General features: G+C 42.6%; 11 protein-coding genes, 2 tRNA genes and 3 rRNA genes. 14 read left to right on the forward strand and 2 right to left on the reverse strand.

Annotated elements, in window-relative coordinates; all coding sequences use genetic code 11:
• Positions 1-96: 96 nt before the first annotated feature.
• Positions 97-699: a TrmH family RNA methyltransferase gene (locus KHQ31_RS00720; protein ID WP_213409127.1), complete on the forward strand. Its 603-nt coding sequence runs from the start codon at positions 97-99 to the stop codon at positions 697-699.
• Between the two features lie 94 nt (positions 700-793).
• Here the strand turns inward: KHQ31_RS00720 and KHQ31_RS00725 are convergent, their stop codons facing one another.
• Positions 794-1180, reverse strand: a complete 387-nt coding sequence (locus KHQ31_RS00725) for a hypothetical protein (RefSeq protein WP_213409128.1) — start codon at positions 1178-1180, stop codon at positions 794-796.
• A 516-nt stretch (positions 1181-1696) separates the two neighbouring features.
• On the opposite strand from KHQ31_RS00725, the gene KHQ31_RS00730 reads away from it, so the two are divergent.
• From KHQ31_RS00730 to KHQ31_RS00770, 9 genes are all read left to right on the forward strand, one after another.
• Positions 1697-3274: ribosomal RNA gene (locus KHQ31_RS00730) — 16S ribosomal RNA — on the forward strand.
• Positions 3275-3366: 92 nt separating this feature from the next.
• Positions 3367-3440, forward strand: a tRNA-Ile gene (locus KHQ31_RS00735).
• A 7-nt stretch (positions 3441-3447) separates the two neighbouring features.
• A tRNA-Ala gene (locus KHQ31_RS00740) sits at positions 3448-3520 on the forward strand.
• Positions 3521-3719: 199 nt separating this feature from the next.
• Positions 3720-6636: ribosomal RNA gene (locus tag KHQ31_RS00745) — 23S ribosomal RNA — on the forward strand.
• A 93-nt stretch (positions 6637-6729) separates the two neighbouring features.
• Positions 6730-6846, forward strand: a 5S ribosomal RNA gene (gene rrf, locus KHQ31_RS00750).
• The 16S, 23S and 5S rRNA genes sit together here with 2 tRNA genes alongside, the layout of an rRNA operon.
• A complete protein-coding gene (locus tag KHQ31_RS00755) occupies positions 6843-8141 on the forward strand; it encodes a DEAD/DEAH box helicase family protein (RefSeq protein ID WP_213409129.1) in 1299 nt (432 codons plus the stop codon). The genes rrf and KHQ31_RS00755 overlap by 4 nt, the downstream gene beginning before the upstream one ends.
• Before the next feature lie 30 nt (positions 8142-8171).
• Positions 8172-8804 carry a ComF family protein gene (locus KHQ31_RS00760; RefSeq protein ID WP_213409130.1) on the forward strand — a complete coding sequence of 211 codons (633 nt, stop codon included), beginning with the start codon at positions 8172-8174 and terminating at the stop codon, positions 8802-8804.
• 109 nt (positions 8805-8913) lie between these two features.
• On the forward strand, positions 8914-9462 hold the full coding sequence (gene hpf, locus KHQ31_RS00765; RefSeq protein ID WP_213409131.1) for a ribosome hibernation-promoting factor, HPF/YfiA family: 549 nt from the start codon (positions 8914-8916) through the stop codon (positions 9460-9462).
• Between the two features lie 105 nt (positions 9463-9567).
• The gene (locus KHQ31_RS00770; RefSeq protein WP_213409685.1) at positions 9568-12249 is read left to right on the forward strand and encodes a cation-translocating P-type ATPase; all 2682 of its coding nucleotides are present in this window, start codon (positions 9568-9570) and stop codon (positions 12247-12249) included.
• A gap of 114 nt (positions 12250-12363) precedes the next feature.
• On the opposite strand, the gene KHQ31_RS00775 is transcribed toward KHQ31_RS00770, so the two are convergent.
• The gene (locus tag KHQ31_RS00775; RefSeq protein ID WP_213409132.1) at positions 12364-12990 is read right to left on the reverse strand and encodes a DUF1648 domain-containing protein; all 627 of its coding nucleotides are present in this window, start codon (positions 12988-12990) and stop codon (positions 12364-12366) included.
• A 192-nt stretch (positions 12991-13182) separates the two neighbouring features.
• Between KHQ31_RS00775 and KHQ31_RS00780 the strand changes: the two genes are divergently transcribed.
• From KHQ31_RS00780 to KHQ31_RS00795, 4 genes are all read left to right on the forward strand, one after another.
• Positions 13183-13626: a hypothetical protein gene (locus KHQ31_RS00780; protein WP_213409133.1), complete on the forward strand. Its 444-nt coding sequence runs from the start codon at positions 13183-13185 to the stop codon at positions 13624-13626.
• A 20-nt stretch (positions 13627-13646) separates the two neighbouring features.
• The gene (locus tag KHQ31_RS00785; protein ID WP_265583733.1) at positions 13647-15803 is read left to right on the forward strand and encodes a Tex family protein; all 2157 of its coding nucleotides are present in this window, start codon (positions 13647-13649) and stop codon (positions 15801-15803) included.
• Positions 15804-15915: 112 nt separating this feature from the next.
• Positions 15916-16068, forward strand: a complete 153-nt coding sequence (locus KHQ31_RS00790; RefSeq protein WP_213409134.1) for a hypothetical protein — start codon at positions 15916-15918, stop codon at positions 16066-16068.
• Between the two features lie 54 nt (positions 16069-16122).
• Positions 16123-18477 carry a copper-translocating P-type ATPase gene (locus tag KHQ31_RS00795; protein WP_265583734.1) on the forward strand — a complete coding sequence of 785 codons (2355 nt, stop codon included), beginning with the start codon at positions 16123-16125 and terminating at the stop codon, positions 18475-18477.
• Positions 18478-18513: the final 36 nt, after the last annotated feature.

The following is an 18513-nucleotide window of genomic DNA, read 5'->3' on the forward strand; positions in this document are numbered from 1 at the left end:
TAAAGCGCTAGCCTGATGGTTAGCGCTTTTTTGTTTGAAAAAAATGATTAGCCTGCCTATAATGAGATATTGATAATTAAGAGATGAGGAAAAGACATGAGTGATATTGACCTAGATAATGCAATTGACTACCGAAACCTAGGGGATGACTTTAAGGGACTAAGTAATGAAGATATTATGCAAGCCCTTGATCAACGCCGAGGTGAGATGATTACAGTCTTGCAAAATATTAGTCATGACTTTAATAAGGCAACCGCTGTGCGTAATCACAATGCCTTTTCGGGAAAAGAGATTGTCTTCTTGAATCCCGACAATCCAATGGATCCTGAAAATGAAGAAGGTGCTAAGCGCTGGAATAAGAAGGGTGCCGTTGGAGCGCAACACTACGAACACATTAAGCATGCACGTATTAAGGACTACGAAAAGTTATTCGCAGACTGGCGTGCAGATGGATACACAATTTTTGCCGTTGATAATACACCAGGGTACGAATTGAAAAGTATCTTTGATGTTGAATTACCAGAGAAGAGTGTTTTCTTGTTTGGGGAAGAACAAATTGGTTTGGCAGATGCGTTAATTGAAGCGTCTGATGGGATGATCTATATTCCACAAACGGGATCTGTTCGTTCAGTGAATGTATCTGTGGCACATGGAATCATTAGTGCGTTGTATTCAGCCCAACATCCAATTAAAAAATAGTGTGTAACTAACCATAGAAAAATATAAAAAGCCTGATTAACTCTTACTAACTAGAGTTAATCAGGCTTTTATACTGTCTTAGTTCTCGGATTTCTTAAACAAGTAGTTCGAATTCCAAGTTGTTGTACATATCACGGTCACGAATTTGACGGTAACCAAAGACTTGTTCTTCACGCTTTAGCAAATCGGTATGCCAAGTGATTGTCTTTTCGTCCTTCGCAAACATATCTTCCTTCAACTTATTAACAAGAGATAGGAACTTTGTTGCGTTGTCAGCAGCGACTGACATGTAGGCGCGTTCGTCATTACCGTACTTCTTTGAGATACGCTTTAGAGTAACGATCATTACTTGACGTGTGTATGCAGGGTTACGGTTTAGACGTACACTAACGTTGATATGGTTGAAATTGTTGTCTCGACTATATTGCAACAATGTCGCAAGGTATAGTTCTGGATTGATTTTATCTTCTTTTTTTGACATGATAACCTTCCTCGTTTTTTGATAGTATATCATGATTAAGAACGGGAAATATTGATATTAAAAAAACTTTGGTAAATGTGTTGACATTTAGTGGGCTGGTCTATAGTATTAAACGAGTTGTTAAGGGGAAGCCGATAAGGCCAACCGATACCAAGCAAATTGTTCAAAAAACTTTTCCAAAAAAGTTGTTGACAATTGCGCAGCTCGTCTGTAATATTAAACGAGTTGTTAAGGGCAAGCCATTACGGCAAGCGCAACAACAAGTTGCTTGAAAAACTTCTTCAAATTAGTTGTTGACATCACGTTGATAACTTGATAAGATGATTAAGTTGTTTCAGGGAGGCGCAAGTCGCCTACGGCAATGAAGTAGATCATTGAAAACTGAATATCGTTTCGATGTAACAAATGTGTAGGTCGACCAACTATTAGTTGGTCCAAACATTTGCGAAGTCAATTCGCTAGTAAATTCGTTTAACATCTGTTAAACAACAAAAAAATTGAGTTATACTCAAACTTCAAATTGAGAGTTTGATCCTGGCTCAGGATGAACGCTGGCGGCGTGCCTAATACATGCAAGTCGAACGCACTGTGGTTCAACTGATTTGAAGAGCTTGCTCTGATATGACGATGAACATTGCAGTGAGTGGCGAACGGGTGAGTAACACGTGGGAAACCTACCTCTTAGCGGGGGATAACATCTGGAAACAGATGCTAATACCGCATAACACTAGCAACCGCATGGTTGCTATTTGAAAGATGGTTCTGCTATCACTAAGAGATGGTCCCGCGGCGCATTAGTTAGTTGGTGAGGTAATGGCTCACCAAGACGATGATGCGTAGCCGAGTTGAGAGACTGATCGGCCACAATGGGACTGAGACACGGCCCATACTCCTACGGGAGGCAGCAGTAGGGAATCTTCCACAATGGACGAAAGTCTGATGGAGCAACGCCGCGTGTGTGATGAAGGGTTTCGGCTCGTAAAACACTGTTGTAAGAGAAGAATAGCATTGAGAGTAACTGCTCAGTGTCTGACGGTATCTTACCAGAAAGGAACGGCTAAATACGTGCCAGCAGCCGCGGTAATACGTATGTTCCAAGCGTTATCCGGATTTATTGGGCGTAAAGCGAGCGCAGACGGTTATTTAAGTCCGAAGTGAAAGCCCACAGCTTAACTGTGGAAGTGCTTTGGAAACTGGATAACTTGAGTGCAGTAGAGGAGAGTGGAATTCCATGTGTAGCGGTGAAATGCGTAGATATATGGAGGAACACCAGTGGCGAAGGCGGCTCTCTGGACTGTAACTGACGTTGAGGCTCGAAAGTGTGGGTAGCAAACAGGATTAGATACCCTGGTAGTCCACACCGTAAACGATGAGTGCTAGATGTTTGGGGGTTTCCGCCCCTAAGTGTCGCAGCTAACGCATTAAGCACTCCGCCTGGGGAGTACGACCGCAAGGTTGAAACTCAAAGGAATTGACGGGGACCCGCACAAGCGGTGGAGCATGTGGTTTAATTCGAAGCAACGCGAAGAACCTTACCAGGTCTTGACATCCTTTGACCACGCCAGAAATGGCGCTTTCCCTTCGGGGACAAAGTGACAGGTGGTGCATGGTTGTCGTCAGCTCGTGTCGTGAGATGTTGGGTTAAGTCCCGCAACGAGCGCAACCCTTATTACTAGTTGCCAGCATTCAGTTGGGCACTCTAGTGAGACTGCCGGTGACAAACCGGAGGAAGGTGGGGATGACGTCAAATCATCATGCCCCTTATGACCTGGGCTACACACGTGCTACAATGGCAAGTACAACGAGTCGCTAACCCGCGAGGGTACGCAAATCTCTTAAAGCTTGTCTCAGTTCGGATTGTAGGCTGCAACTCGCCTACATGAAGTCGGAATCGCTAGTAATCGCGGATCAGCACGCCGCGGTGAATACGTTCCCGGGTCTTGTACACACCGCCCGTCACACCATGAGAGTTTGTAACACCCAAAGCCGGTGAGGTAACCTTTTAGGAGCCAGCCGTCTAAGGTGGGATAGATGATTAGGGTGAAGTCGTAACAAGGTAGCCGTAGGAGAACCTGCGGCTGGATCACCTCCTTTCTAAGGAAAATCGGAAACCTACACATTCGCATTGAAACGATATTTAGTTTTGAGTGGTTTACACTCAATGTAATACACGAGAGAAGAACCTCGGGACTGTAGCTCAGCTGGTTAGAGCGCACCCCTGATAAGGGTGAGGTCGGAGGTTCGAGTCCTCTCAGTCCCATTCTAACGGGGAATTAGCTCAGCTGGGAGAGCACCTGCTTTGCAAGCAGGGGGTCATCGGTTCGATCCCGATATTCTCCATTGCCACTCACGTGGCAGTGACTTAGATCTTTGAAAACTGAATAATATTGTAAATTTTAAATTCATTTCAAATTAATTATTTAATTAAATTGAGCCGAAAAAAATACACCGCGTAATTTTTTGAGTTTTTTAAATTAGTTTAAATCGCATGTGGCCTTGAGCCACATACTCAAACTTGAATCATCAACGTAAGTTGATAGGTTAAGTTATTAAGGGCGCATGGTGGATGCCTTGGCACTAGGAGCCGATGAAGGACGGGACTAACACCGATATTCCCCGGGGAGCTGTAAGTGAGCTTTGATCCGGGGGTTTCCGAATGGGGGAACCCAGCTTGTGTATGCAAGTTATCACCTGATGAATACATAGTCAGGTTGAAGGTAGACGTTGTGAACTGAAACATCTCATTAGCAACAGGAAGAGAAAGAAATATCGATTCCGTCAGTAGCGGCGAGCGAAAACGGAAGAGCCCAAACCAATGTGCTTGCACATTGGGGTTGTAGGACTGTCGTTGTGGAGTTACAAAGTTGTTTGTTAGCAGAATCAGCTGGGAAGCTGAGCAGGATAGGGTGATAGCCCCGTATGCGAAAACGAACAACCTCCCGTACAGGATCCTGAGTACGGCCGGACACGTGAAATCCGGTCGGAATCCGCGAGGACCATCTCGCAAGGCTAAATACTCCCTAGTGACCGATAGTGAACCAGTACCGTGAGGGAAAGGTGAAAAGCACCCCGGAAGGGGAGTGAAAAAGTTCCTGAAACCATGTGCCTACAAGAAGTCAGAGCCCGTTAATGGGTGATGGCGTGCCTTTTGTAGAATGAACCGGCGAGTTACGATAACGTGCAAGGTTAAGGTGGAAAGACCGGAGCCGTAGCGAAAGCGAGTCTGAAATGGGCGCTTGAGTACGTTGTTGTAGACCCGAAACCAGGTGACCTACCCATGTCCAGGGTGAAGATGCGGTAAAACGCATTGGAGGCCCGAACCCGTGCATGTTGAAAAATGCTGGGATGAGGTGTGGGTAGCGGTGAAATTCCAATCGAACTTGGAGATAGCTGGTTCTCTCCGAAATAGCTTTAGGGCTAGCCTCGGAATGAAGCGTGTTGGAGGTAGAGCACTGTTTTGGTGCGGGGCCCATCTCGGGTTACCAAATTAAGATAAACTCCGAATGCCAATCACGTATGTCCGGGAGTCAGACAGTGAGTGATAAGATCCATTGTCGAAAGGGGAACAGCCCAGATCGTCAGTTAAGGTCCCTAAGTGTGTGTTAAGTGGAAAAGGATGTGGAGTTGCATAGACAACTAGGATGTTGGCTTAGAAGCAGCCACCATTTAAAGAGTGCGTAATAGCTCACTAGTCGAGTGATTCTGCGCCGAAAATGTACCGGGGCTAAACACACCACCGAAACTACGGGTGCCACGTAAGTGGCGCGATAGGAGAGCGTTCTATGGGCGATGAAGTCAGACCGTGAGGACTGGTGGAGCGCATAGAAGTGAGAATGCCGGTATGAGTAGCGAAAGACAGGTGAGAATCCTGTCCACCGTATGACTAAGGTTTCCTGGGGAAGGCTCGTCCTCCCAGGGTTAGTCGGGACCTAAGGCGAGGCCAAGAGGCGTAGTCGATGGACAACAGGTTGAGATTCCTGTACCAGGTGAACATGTTTGAACGATGGAGGGACGCAGAAGGCTAACAGATCCCAGCTGATGGATATGCTGGGTTAAATCATAAGTCTTAGAGTGAGTTAAATGCTTGCTCTTCCAAGGACAAGTGATGATGAGGACCGAAATAAAGTAGGGAAGTCTGTGATGTCACGCTGCCAAGAAAAGCTTCTAGTTAGTGTTTACCTGCCCGTACCGCAAACCGACACAGGTAGTCGAGGAGAGCATCCTAAGGTGAGCGAGTGAACTCTCGTTAAGGAACTCGGCAAAATGACCCCGTAACTTCGGGAGAAGGGGTGCTCAGCGAAAGCTGAGCCGCAGTGAATAGGCCCAGGCGACTGTTTATCAAAAACACAGGTTTCTGCAAAATCGTAAGATGACGTATAGGGGCTGACGCCTGCCCGGTGCTGGAAGGTTAAAAGGAGTGCTTAGCGCAAGCGAAGGTACGAATTGAAGCCCCAGTAAACGGCGGCCGTAACTATAACGGTCCTAAGGTAGCGAAATTCCTTGTCGGGTAAGTTCCGACCCGCACGAAAGGCGTAACGATCTGGGCACTGTCTCAACGAGAGACTCGGTGAAATTTAAAGACCCGTGAAGATGCGGGTTACCCGCGACAGGACGGAAAGACCCCATGGAGCTTTACTGTAGCTTGATATTGAGTGTTTGTGCAGCTTGTACAGAATAGGTAGGAGCCGTTGAGATCGGAACGCTAGTTTCGAAGGAGGCATCAGTGGGATACTACCCTCGTTGTATGACCACTCTAACTCACATCGCTTATCGCGATGGAAGACAGTGTCTGGCAGGCAGTTTGACTGGGGCGGTCGCCTCCTAAAAGGTAACGGAGGCGCTCAAAGGTTCTCTCAGAATGGTTGGAAATCATTCGTAGAGTGTAAAGGCACAAGAGAGCTTGACTGTGAGACTTACAAGTCGAGCAGGTACGAAAGTAGGACTTAGTGATCCGGTGGTTCCGCATGGAAGGGCCATCGCTCAACGGACAAAAGCTACCCTGGGGATAACAGGCTTATCTCCCCCAAGAGTCCACATCGACGGGGAGGTTTGGCACCTCGATGTCGGCTCATCGCATCCTGGGGCTGTAGTCGGTCCCAAGGGTTGGGCTGTTCGCCCATTAAAGCGGTACGCGAGCTGGGTTCAGAACGTCGTGAGACAGTTCGGTCCCTATCCGTCGCGGGCGTAGGAAATTTGAGAGGAGCTGCCCTTAGTACGAGAGGACCGGGGTGGACGTACCTCTGGTGTATCAGTTGTTCCGCCAGGAGCATCGCTGAGTAGCTATGTACGGATGAGATAAACGCTGAAAGCATCTAAGTGTGAAACTCGCCTCGAGATGAGATTTCCCATTCTTTATGAAGTAAGACCCCTCAAAGATGATGAGGTAGATAGGCTAGAAGTGGAAGTGCAGTGATGCATGGAGCGGACTAGTACTAATGGTTCGAGGACTTAACCAAGTTGAACAAAACGTGGTGTTAAGGCTCAATTAAAGAGTGAAGTAAAATTTACATATTATTCAGTTTTGAGAGACGTAAGTCTTGAATATACCGTGTTGTGATGATGGCATTGAGGCCACACCTGTTCCCATACCGAACACAGAAGTTAAGCTCAATAGCGCCAAAAGTAGTTGGGGGATCGCCCCCTGCGAGGATAGGACGTCGCAATGCAACCGAAGATACCATCAGAAATGATGGTATTTTTTTGCGTTTTTTTCTATAATAATCGTTCTATTAATATGGAAAATAAAACAGGATATATTCAAGGCCGAGACGTTGTAACGAATAAAGATATAGGCGGACCAGCAATTCAAAACAAACAATGCATGCGCTGCTATGCCAAAATAGAGCAATGGATGCGTGGACCAAAATATTCGTATTGTTGGACCTGCCACCAAATGGGAATCATAACCGATCAGACGCGTTTAATTCAGACACCAGAAAACAATGATTTTAAAGTAGCGCCTAATCTACTAACATGGGTAGGTAAGTTAACCCCACAACAGCAGCGTATTTCAGAAATATTGTGCGCAGAACGCAATGAAAATCAACTGATTCATGCAGTAACCGGGGCAGGAAAAACAGAGATGTTGTATCCACTATTACAGCAAAGCTTTTTGAATAGGCAACGGATTGCATTTGTGGCACCGCGTGTTGATGTGGTTAAAGAGATTGGACAACGTTTGAGTACCCATTTTAAAGTGACACAAACAATCATGACTGGAGAAACACCAGATGAAGAAGGACACTATCAATTAGTCTGCGCAACGATTCACCAATTATTTAAATTTAAGCAGGCATTTGATTTAATCATCGTCGACGAGTGTGATGCGTTTCCGTTATATAAAAATACATGGTTGAAAGGTGCGTTACAAAAGGCACTAAAAAGCGAAGGTCGATTTGTCTATTTAACAGCGACATTACCTAAAGCGTTACCTCGTGAATATGGGATAAAGAAACAAAATATTCTATGTTTATATAAAAGGTTTCATGGATACCCACTGCCAAATTTAAAAATCAGATTATTACATAATTGGCGTAAACAAATACCGAGCGAATTGATGAAAATACTGGTGTCCAATGAATGGCCGATTTTGATATTTGTGCCTACAATCAATGATTGTTTAAGGTTACAGAAACAAATTCAAGGGAATCTTTCAAAAAATATAGGCATAGCGTATGCGGGATCATCAGAAAAAAACGAAAATATAGCTAAGTTTAAAGCAGGTGAACTCAATATACTAATTACAACAATTCTATTAGAGCGTGGTGTTACGTTTTCGGGGATTGATGTTGTGATTTTAGGGGCAGAAGAAGATGCATATACGACGTCGACACTCATTCAGATTGCGGGGCGCTGTGGTCGAACATTGGAACGACCAACAGGAAATGTATATGTTTATACCACATGGAAAACAAGAAAAATTCAGGCGGCATATAAAGAAATAGCGAGAATGAATCAATGAATTGTGTGTTGTGTCAAAAACCATTTCTAAATGAACTGGGATATTTACTCAGACATGTGTTTATTAAAGCAAACCATGAGTCGGATATGTATTGCGTGTAGTAAAACTTTTCAACAAGTGACAGATGATCGCTGTATGTTTTGTGGACACCAAGCACAAAACATGAAATGTCTGCAATGTGTTCAATGGAAGCGAACTATAAAGCACACTGCACTTTATCAATATAATGATGCCATGAAAGAGTATTTCAAAGCATACAAACTATGGGGCGGCTACCATCTAAAAGATGTGTTTAAAGCAGAGCTGCTAAAAGAAATTAAACGTATGAAGCATCCATTAATCGTACCCATTCCTAGTACACAAGAAGCTAATGAAGCCCGCGGATTTGATCAAGTTAGAACACTTTTGACAGGGATTCCATATAAACCATTATTGATATGTACAAACAAGAAGAAACAACATCAAAAAAATTTGAATTTAAAACAGCGCCTAGAAAGTAATCAATTATTTGAGCTTAATAACTCGTGTTCATTACCCACAAAAGACACAAAAATTTGTTTATTTGACGATATTTATACGACCGGTCAAACAATTTTTCATGCAGCCGAATGCTTGAAATCACAAGGTTTTACAGACATTGTCAGTATGAGTATTGCTCGATAATTTATGAGAACGCTTTCATAATTAAGAAGGATACGTTATAATTTAGGTACTAAGAAATTAGTAAAAAAACATCATGTTAAATGATGGGATGTAGATAGGAGAATTATAAATGTTAAACTATCAAGTTCGTGGAATTAATTTTGAAGTAACAGACGCGATTCAAGAATACGTTGAAAAGCGTGTTTCAAAGTTGGAACGTTATTTTAAGGACGATGCCGACTATACAGCCCATGTAAAATTATCAGCAAATAAAAACAAGTTGTTTACAGCTGAAGTGCTTATCCAAACACCATACGTATTGGTACGTGCGGAAGATACGCAAGAAGATTTGTATCAAGCAATTGATTTCGTTGTTGAAAAGTTGGAACGTCAAGTACGTAAATACAAGACCAAGGTTAACCGTAAGTCTCGTGAAAAGGGATATAAGGGAATTGACTTTGAACTAGAAGCTAGCGAAGCCGAAGAGCCAGAGGACACATTGAACATTGTTCGTAAGAAGAGTGTTGAACTAAAGCCTATGGATCCGGAAGAAGCTGTTTTGCAAATGGAATTGTTGCAACACGATTTCTACATTTTCATTAATGCTGAAACTGAACAACCTGCTGTTGTTTATAAGCGTAAGGATAATCAATACGCTATGTTGGACGCAGAAGCATAAAGTGCTAAAATTAAATAAGACTTTTCAAGGAAGCTTGGAAATAAAAATCAAATCCACGCATGATGCTAATCAGCGTGGGTTTTCTTTTAGGGGGGAAATATGGGTATGGGAAATACTAAGAAAGAGCTGTATCAAGAAACAGCGGAAGCGTTAGCTGAACAATTAGATACAGATTTAACAGTTGGGCTGACATCTGATGATGCAGCAAAAAGATTAGAAAAGTATGGAGAAAATGCGTTACAGGGATCAAAACGTACTACTTTAATACAAAAGTTTTTCAATCAATTTAAAGACTTAATGATCGGTGTGCTGTTAGCAGCAGCATTGATTTCAGTTTTTGTTGGTGAAGGTGCTGACGCAATTATCATTTTGGCTGTGGTTTTATTGAACGCTGTATTTGGTGTTTTCCAAGAATCAAAAGCAGAAGATGCCATTAATGCACTACAAAAAATGACTGCACCAAACGCAAATGTAATGCGTGATGGAAATGTGGTGACCGTATCTGCGAATAAATTAGTACCCGGGGATATCGTCATGCTCGAAGCTGGAGATGTTATTCCGGCAGATTTGCGATTGATTGAAGCGGCTAATTTACAAATTGAAGAATCAGCCTTAACAGGAGAATCAGTTCCTGTTAACAAAGATGCAGTAACTTTAGACGCTTCTGATTTACCGTTGGGTGATCGTGTAAACCTAGCATTTATGAGTTCAAATATTACCCACGGTCGTGGTGTTGGACTTGTAACATCAACGGGAATGAACACGGAAGTTGGTAAAATTGCGGGAATGCTTGATAATACTCAAGCCACTAAAACGCCGTTGCAAGAAAGTCTGACACAATTAGGTAAGACATTGACGATCATGATTCTTGTGATTGCCGTAGTTGTCTTTGTAGTTGGTGTATTACGTGCCCCAGGTGGTATGAATAGTCAAAACGTGATGGAAATGTTGCTGACTGCGATTGCATTGGCTGTTGCAGCGATTCCAGAAGGATTACCAGCGATTGTTACAATTACGTTAGCGTTGGGGACAACACGTTTAGCTAAGCGTCATGCTCTAATGCGTAAGTTGCCAGCGGTTGAGACACTGGGAGCCACTCAAATTATTGGTTCAGATAAAACTGGAACTTTAACACAAAATAAGATGACAGTTGAAAAGTACTACGTAGATGGCGTGTTGTTTAATGCGGACACACCATTAGCGAGTGATGGACAACAATTGGCTGACATTATGGCCTTGAACAATGATACAAAAATCACCTCTGATGGTGAGAAATTAGGTGACCCAACCGAAACATCATTGATTACTTTTAACGAAAGTCAAGGACGTGATGTTGATGGTTTATTGGCACACTATCCACGTGTAAACGAATTATCATTTGATTCAGATCGTAAGTTAATGTCTACTTTCCATAACGTAAACGATAAGACTATCGTGACAGTTAAAGGTGCCCCAGATGAGTTGTTGAAGCGTGCGGAATGGCAATTACTAGACGGTAAGGTACAACCATTGTCTGCCGAAGACAAAGAAACTTTGCTGGCGGTTAATGACGATATGGCCCGCGAAGCCTTGCGTGTATTGGCATTTGCATACCGTGAATTCGCCGAAATGCCGACGGAAGTATCTACTGAAACAATTGAAAATGAACTTGTCTTCGTTGGTTTCGTCGGAATTATTGATCCAGAGCGTTCAGGTGTGGATCAAGCTGTTTATGAAGCCAAGCAAGCAGGTATTCGTACACTGATGATTACTGGTGACCATAAAGTAACAGCTGAAGCTATTGCGCGTCGTTTGGGTATTCTAGATGATACACAAGCAGAAGAAGCCATTATTACGGGTGCGGAATTAGATCAATTGTCAGAAGAAGAATTTGATAATCAAGTTGCACAATATTCTGTTTATGCACGTGTGGCACCCGAACACAAAGTTCGCATTGTTAAAGCATGGCAAAAGCAAAATAAGGTTGTCGCAATGACTGGAGATGGTGTTAATGATGCGCCGGCTTTGAAGACAGCTGACATTGGTATTGCGATGGGAATTACTGGAACGGAAGTATCAAAGGGTGCTTCTGATATGATTCTAGCGGATGATAATTTCTCAACCATTGTTAATGCAGTTGATGAGGGACGAAAAGTATTCTCAAACATTCAAAAGGCGATTCAATATCTACTATCTGCCAATTTGGGTGAAGTCCTAACCTTGTTTGTGATGACAATGATGGGATGGAGTATTCTGGCGCCAGTGCATATCCTATGGATTAATTTGGTCACAGATACACTACCAGCGATTGCATTAGGGGTAGAACCTGGTGAGCCAGGTATCATGAAGGAAAAGCCTCGTGGACGTACAAGTAACTTTATGTCTGGTGGATTAGGAAGTGCGATTGTCTACCAAGGTATCCTAGAAGGTGGAATTACATTGTTTGTTTACTGGTTCGCGCTAACGTACCCAGTTCACGCAACGGACGCTGCAATTCACGCAGATGCCCTAACGATGGCATTTGTTACATTAGGATTGATTCAATTATTCCATGCCTTTAATACGAAGAGTATCTATCACTCACTATTCACAATTAAGCCATTTAGTAACAAGGCCTTTAACTGGAGTATCATGATTGCTGCGGCAATGATGGCCATTACTGTCTTAGTACCTGGCTTGAACGGTGTTTTCCATGTTACTGAATTGGATTGGCACCAATGGTTGTTGGTATTAGGAAGTTCATTTGCAATCATCCCAATTGTTGAACTTGTTAAGTTATTCCAACGTCGTGTTTTGAAAAAGGGTTAGATCATTTCACGGTGACAGATGAATAATGACAGAAAAAGCGTATACGACATTCGTATACGCTTTTTTATTATCTTATTTAATTATTTTACTTAGCTCAGTCAGATAATTTATTCTTTAATCGAGTGCGCGAAAAGTAGTAGAAAATGTTACGAAGATGATAAGTGCAATACCACCCAGGATGGTTACCGCAGAAACAATTGGGGCAAAGAACATGCTTGCGAAAATCAATGCACCGACAGTCATCATTGTGTTTGAAATAACACGCATCACGTGATTGTAACTTTGCTCGTTGGTAAAATTTCTAAATAGGCGTTTCTTCTTTTGGTTCATAGGTGTTGATGGAATGAAGTATCCCATAATGATGAGAATTAGACCAGCAATACCTGTACCGACCATCCCCATATCTAATGGCTGCCCTAGTCCAACATATAAACTAGTCAATGTAACAACCCAAGATAAGACTGGGATTAACCAGCGCACAACATATGCCATTTTAGGAAGGGGATGTTTCACGAAGCGAGAAGACACGATTATTAAAATAATTAATTGAATCACGGTCATGAAGAGTGGAATACCAAACACCAGTGATTCACGGGAAGCCCAACGATCAGCTTGCCCGTTTAGCCCCCAATGAACCGCAACTTGTTCTGGCAAATTTGGTAAAAAGTAAATACCGACCAAGATGGGTAATAAGACAACGATAACAGATAATACAATTGATGTTTTGTTCCCAATTTTCATAGTAGACCTCCCAAAAGTGTTTAGTTTATATTCTAATTATACTTCATTTTATGTTAATTGATTTAATTCGTAAGGTTATTCCAATCGGAATATGAATATCAGAAACGTGCAGGTACATCAATGCATGAAATCTTATCAAACACACGATATGGTATAATAAACCTCATAAACTAAAAGAAATGAGTACTTATCATGGTAAAGAACAAGTTTGGAAACCCACAACAATACGCAATGCAATTGAGCGAAATCGTTCAAACAACAGAAGAAATCGGAACTAAGGTTGGTCCATTTTTCGCCAAGCTAGAAGAAGCAATGCAAGCTGATAAGCTTACTGAAATGCCAAAGGCTGACTTCCAAGAAATCGCGGCTGAATTCGATGAAACAGTTGAAGCATACGAAGAAACAATTACACGTATGAAGTCACTTAAGGCACCTGTTCGTGTAATGGGATTGCACCAAAGCATGATGACAACATACCGTGCTTACGTTGACGCAACTCACAAGATGGCAGATGCATTGAACGTTGAAGAACAATCAATTACACAACCAGCCTTTGGTGAATCAGAAGTTGCCCAAGAAGACTTGATGGATAAGTTTACGGCACAAATTAACCGTATTTTGACTTCAGTCTTGTAATAAAAAAGAAGGTACTTATTGTGGATGCATTAATTAAACAAACGGCCGCAGAGCTTAACTTGCCGGTACATAAGGTATCTGCAGTAAGTGCACTGTTGGCTGAGGGAAACACAGTACCGTTTATTGCCCGTTACCGTAAAGAAGCAACTGGTGATTTAGATGAAGTACAAATTCGTGATGTTCAAGCTGTTACGAAGCGTTTGGAAGATCTAGCTGCACGTAAACAAACGGTTCAAAAAGCAATCACTGAACAAGGCGCTTGGTCAGAGGGGCTAGCCAAAACTTTGGCTGCGGCTGAAACGATGCAAATGGTTGAAGATATTTACCTACCTTATAAGCAAAAGCGCCGTACGAAGGCGACGATTGCGAAGGAAGCTGGTTTGATGCCGTTTGCTCAAGAGGTACAAAAGTTTTCAGCAACAAATCTAGATGATGTGGCAACGCAATACATCAATTCAGATGCAGATATTAATAGTGTGAGTGATGTATATGATGGCGTTCATGAAATTTTTGCGGAAGTTATTGGTGAAAATGCCGGTCTTCGTGATTGGGTTCGTCAGTATACGCATAAGAATGCACAATTTGTTGTCAAACAAAAGCGTGGGAGCCAAGATAAAGACCCACAAGAAATCTACAAGTTGTACTATGACTTCAGTATGCCGATAACTAAGTTGGCAAATCACCAAGTGCTTGCGGTTAATCGTGGTGAAAAAGCAGGCGTACTGTCTGCATCACTAGATGTTGATGTAGACAGTATCACACGTTATTTGAACTTCCGCTTGATTGGTTCTAAGACGGGTGCGTCAGTTGAAATCTTACAAGCGGCTGCATTAGATGCCTATAAGCGTTTTATTGGTCCAGCTATTGAACGTGAATTGCGTAAGGAATTATTTGAACAAGCTGCGCAAGATGCGATTAATGTGTTTGGAAAGAACTTGTACCACTTGCTAATGGCATCCCCATTACGTGGACAAATTGTTCTTGGGTTTGACCCAGGTATTCGTACTGGATCAAAGTTAGCTGTGGTTGATGAGAATGGTAAGTTCTTAGATAAGGCTGTGATTTATCCCCATAAGGCAGCTAAGTACGACCCATCTGGGGCAAAGAAGACAATTGTTAACTTGGTGAAGAAGTATGGGGTTCAATTAGTTGCGATTGGTAATGGAACAGCGAGTCGTGAATCACAAGCCTTTATTGCCGAATTGATTCGTGAAGAATTGCCACAATTAAAGTATGTGGTGGTTAATGAAGCAGGGGCTTCAGTCTATTCGGCGAGTGATATGGCACGTGAAGAATTCCCTGAATTACAAGTTGAACAACGTTCAGCGATTTCAATTGCGCGTCGTTTGCAAGATCCAATGGCTGAATTGATTAAGATTGACCCTAAGGCTGTGGGTGTTGGGCAATACCAACACGATTTGCCTGCCAAGGAACTTGATCAAGAAGTGGATACAGTATTGGAAACAGCCGTTAACCAAGTTGGGGTTAATTTGAACACGGCATCTGCGCCATTATTGACGCACATTGCTGGCTTGACTAAAACAACTGCGAACAACATTGTGACTTACCGTGATGAAAACGGACCATTTGCGTCACGTGCAGCCTTGAAGAAAGTGCCAAAACTTGGCCCTAAGGCGTTTGAACAAGCCGCAGGGTTCTTGCGTATTCCAGATGGAACTAATGTGCTAGACAACACTGATATCCACCCAGAATCTTATAAGGCCGCGAAAGCGTTGTTGCAAAAGATTGGGGTAAAGCCGGGTGCTGAAGCTAAGGCTGCCATGCAAAAGCTAAACAAAGCACAGGTGGCTGAAGAACTAGAAATTGGTGTACCAACGTTAGAGGGTATCATGACGTCATTGGAAAATCCTGGGCGTGATAGCCGTGATAATGCGAGTGGCGCCATTTTACGTTCAGATGTTTTGACATTGAAGGATTTGAAGCCGGGGATGGAACTACAAGGAACAGTTCGTAACGTAGTTGATTTTGGCGCCTTTGTTGACCTAGGTGTTCACGAAGATGGTTTGGTGCATATTTCTCGTTTAGCAAAGCGTCATGTGAATAATCCCCATGACGTTGTTGCGGTTGGAGACATTGTTAAAGTTTGGGTGCTTGAAGTCGACGTTAAGCGTCAACGTATTGGCCTAACGATGTTGCCACCAACAGAAGATAAATAAAATCTAACTAACTATATTAAAAAAGACGTCTTTAAAGTATTAAAGGCGTCTTTTTGTATAGCAAAAATGTATGGTAACATATTATTAGTAAGGGAAATGGGAGGAGGATGCGATGAGTAATTGTGAAACATGTGGTTGCCAGGGAAATGTCGTAGAAGTTGTCGTTGATACAACGCAAGCGGCAGTGCAATCATCAAGTGCTGTGGGAGTAAATGCATCCCCAGCAGCAGAAGAGTCATTGTCAACTGAAGACGTGCCTCCGTGACGAAACAATAATTAGTTACAAATTTATTGTTTTAAGTTACACAGGGAGGATATTATGAAACACGAAAATCACACGAATAATGATATGAAACATATGAATCACAGTGAATACGAAGGCCACGATATGAGCCACATGGATCACGGTACACATGAAGGCCACGATATGAAGCACATGGATCACGATGAACATGAAGGCCACGATATGAGCCATATGGATCACGGCACACATGAAGGCCACGATATGAGCCACATGGATCACGGTACACATGAAGGCCATGATATGAGCCACATGGATCACAATAAATATCAAAGTCATGATATGAAGCACATGGATCACGATGGACATGAAGGCCACGATATGAGCCATATGGATCACAGTGAACACCAAGGGCATGACATGAGTCATATGGATCACAATATGCACGGTGACATGGATATGTCAGGTCATGATCATCACATGATGAATATGGGTGATATGAATCGTCGACTATGGATTTCATTGCTATTAATGGTAGTTATTATTGTGCTATCACCAATGATGGGGATGGAATTACCATTTACGATCACTAATATACCAGGCCAAAATTGGTTGGTCTTGTTATTGGGAACGGTACTGTTTTTCTATGGTGGGAAACCATTTTTTGATGGTGCGAAACAAGAACTAACAGCAAAGAAACCAGCAATGATGACCTTAATTACAATGGGAATTAGTGTTGCTTATTTCTATAGCGTTTATGCAACAGTCATGAATGTGTTAAATCCTGAAGCGCATGTTATGGATTTCTTTTGGGAATTAGCCAGTCTAATTGTAATTATGCTGCTAGGGCACATTATTGAAATGAAGACAGTGATGCAAGCTGGAAGTTCAGTGGATGCGTTGGCACAATTGGTACCTAAACAAGCACACGTGAAGTTGGCAGATGGTTCATTACAAGACATGCCTATTAGTGATGTGAAAAGTGGTGATACATTAGTCGTCAAAGAAAATGAACGTGTACCAATGGATGGAATGATTGTAGCGGGGATGCCAACATTGGATGAATCTTTGTTAACTGGTGAATCCGCAGGAGTCATGAAACATGAACATGATGCTGTTGTTGGTGGGTCACAAAATTTGAATACGGCATTCAGTATGCAAGTCACTAAAACTAGCGAAAGTGGGTTCTTAGCACAAGTACAACAATTAGTTGATCAAGCCAAGGGACAGAAATCAAATGCAGAAAATCTTGCTGATAAAGTGGCTGGTTGGTTATTCTATGCAGCGGTGATTATTGCTGCAATTACATTAGTTGTTTGGACCCTAGTTGCAGGATTTAATACAGCATTGCCATTTGTCGTAACCGTATTGATTGTGGCCTGTCCGCATGCGTTAGGATTAGCCATTCCTTTGGTTGTTGCACGTATGACGGGATTAGCTGCTCAAAAGGGATTGTTGATTCAAAACCGACAAGCTTTGGAGCAAATCAATCATGTTGGCTACCTATTGATGGATAAGACCGGAACGCTAACAGAGGGAAAGTTTGTTGTCCAAGATGTGAAATCATTTTCGGATAATATTTCACCAGATGAGGTTTTGACGTTAGCTGCATCTCTGGAACAAAATAGTACACATCCACTAGCACAAAGCATTGTGAATGCCATGCAGGGACAACCATTAGCTTCTGTCGATGACTTTCAAAACATGCCTGGTGTTGGTGTAGCTGGAGTCATTGATGGTCACAATGTTAAAGTGGTTAAGGCAGGGTATTTAGATAGCCATGATATTGCGTATGATCATGAAGTTTATGAAGACCAAGTGAATAAGGGGTACACAGTTAGTTTTGTATTGCGTGAAAAACAAGCCATTGGACTGTTATCAGCAGGAGATACAGTCAAGCCAGATGCTGAAAAATTGGTGAAGCGTGTACGGCGTATGGGGATTGAACCGGTTATGGTGACTGGTGACAACCAAATGGCTGCGGAAAGTATTGCCCATATGTTGGGGATTAAGTTATTGCATGCTGAACTAATGCCTGAAGATAAAGTAGATATCTTGAAAAGCTATCAAGAAAAAGCTGGTGTGATGATGGTTGGGGACGGTGTTAATGATGCACCTGCCTTGGCTCAAGCAACAATTGGGGTTGCGATTGGTGCTGGAACGGCAGTAGCAATTAATTCAGCGGACGTTATTTTGGTCAATTCCAAGCCAGCTGATATCTTGAGTTTGGTGACTTTGGCGAAGAATACACGTCGAAAGATGGTTCAAAACTTATGGTGGGGTGCAGGTTATAATGTGATTGCACTACCATTAGCGGCGGGATTGCTAGTACCTTGGGGGATTGTCTTAGGCCCATTAGCTGGAGCAATATTAATGTCACTATCAACGGTTATTGTAGCGTTAAATGCCTTAAGTTTACGAGTAAAGGCATAGATTACAACTGAGTAGATAGAAGATTTAGGATTTAAA

It is taken from the genome of Weissella ceti, assembly GCF_018394055.1.
Lineage (GTDB): Bacteria > Bacillota > Bacilli > Lactobacillales > Lactobacillaceae > Weissella > Weissella ceti.

Bases quoted from the DNA above. Each gene is read 5' to 3' on its own strand.
- KHQ31_RS00720 (WP_213409127.1), top strand. From the start codon at position 97: ATGAGTGATATTGACCTAGATAATGCAATTGACTACCGAAACCTAGGG.
- KHQ31_RS00725 (WP_213409128.1), bottom strand. From the start codon at position 1,180: ATGTCAAAAAAAGAAGATAAAATCAATCCAGAACTATACCTTGCGACA.
- KHQ31_RS00755 (WP_213409129.1), top strand. From the start codon at position 6,843: ATGCAACCGAAGATACCATCAGAAATGATGGTATTTTTTTGCGTTTTT.
- KHQ31_RS00760 (WP_213409130.1), top strand. From the start codon at position 8,172: ATGAACTGGGATATTTACTCAGACATGTGTTTATTAAAGCAAACCATG.
- hpf (WP_213409131.1), top strand. From the start codon at position 8,914: ATGTTAAACTATCAAGTTCGTGGAATTAATTTTGAAGTAACAGACGCG.
- KHQ31_RS00770 (WP_213409685.1), top strand. From the start codon at position 9,568: ATGGGAAATACTAAGAAAGAGCTGTATCAAGAAACAGCGGAAGCGTTA.
- KHQ31_RS00775 (WP_213409132.1), bottom strand. From the start codon at position 12,990: ATGAAAATTGGGAACAAAACATCAATTGTATTATCTGTTATCGTTGTC.
- KHQ31_RS00780 (WP_213409133.1), top strand. From the start codon at position 13,183: ATGGTAAAGAACAAGTTTGGAAACCCACAACAATACGCAATGCAATTG.
- KHQ31_RS00790 (WP_213409134.1), top strand. From the start codon at position 15,916: ATGAGTAATTGTGAAACATGTGGTTGCCAGGGAAATGTCGTAGAAGTT.
- KHQ31_RS00795 (WP_265583734.1), top strand. From the start codon at position 16,123: ATGAAACACGAAAATCACACGAATAATGATATGAAACATATGAATCAC.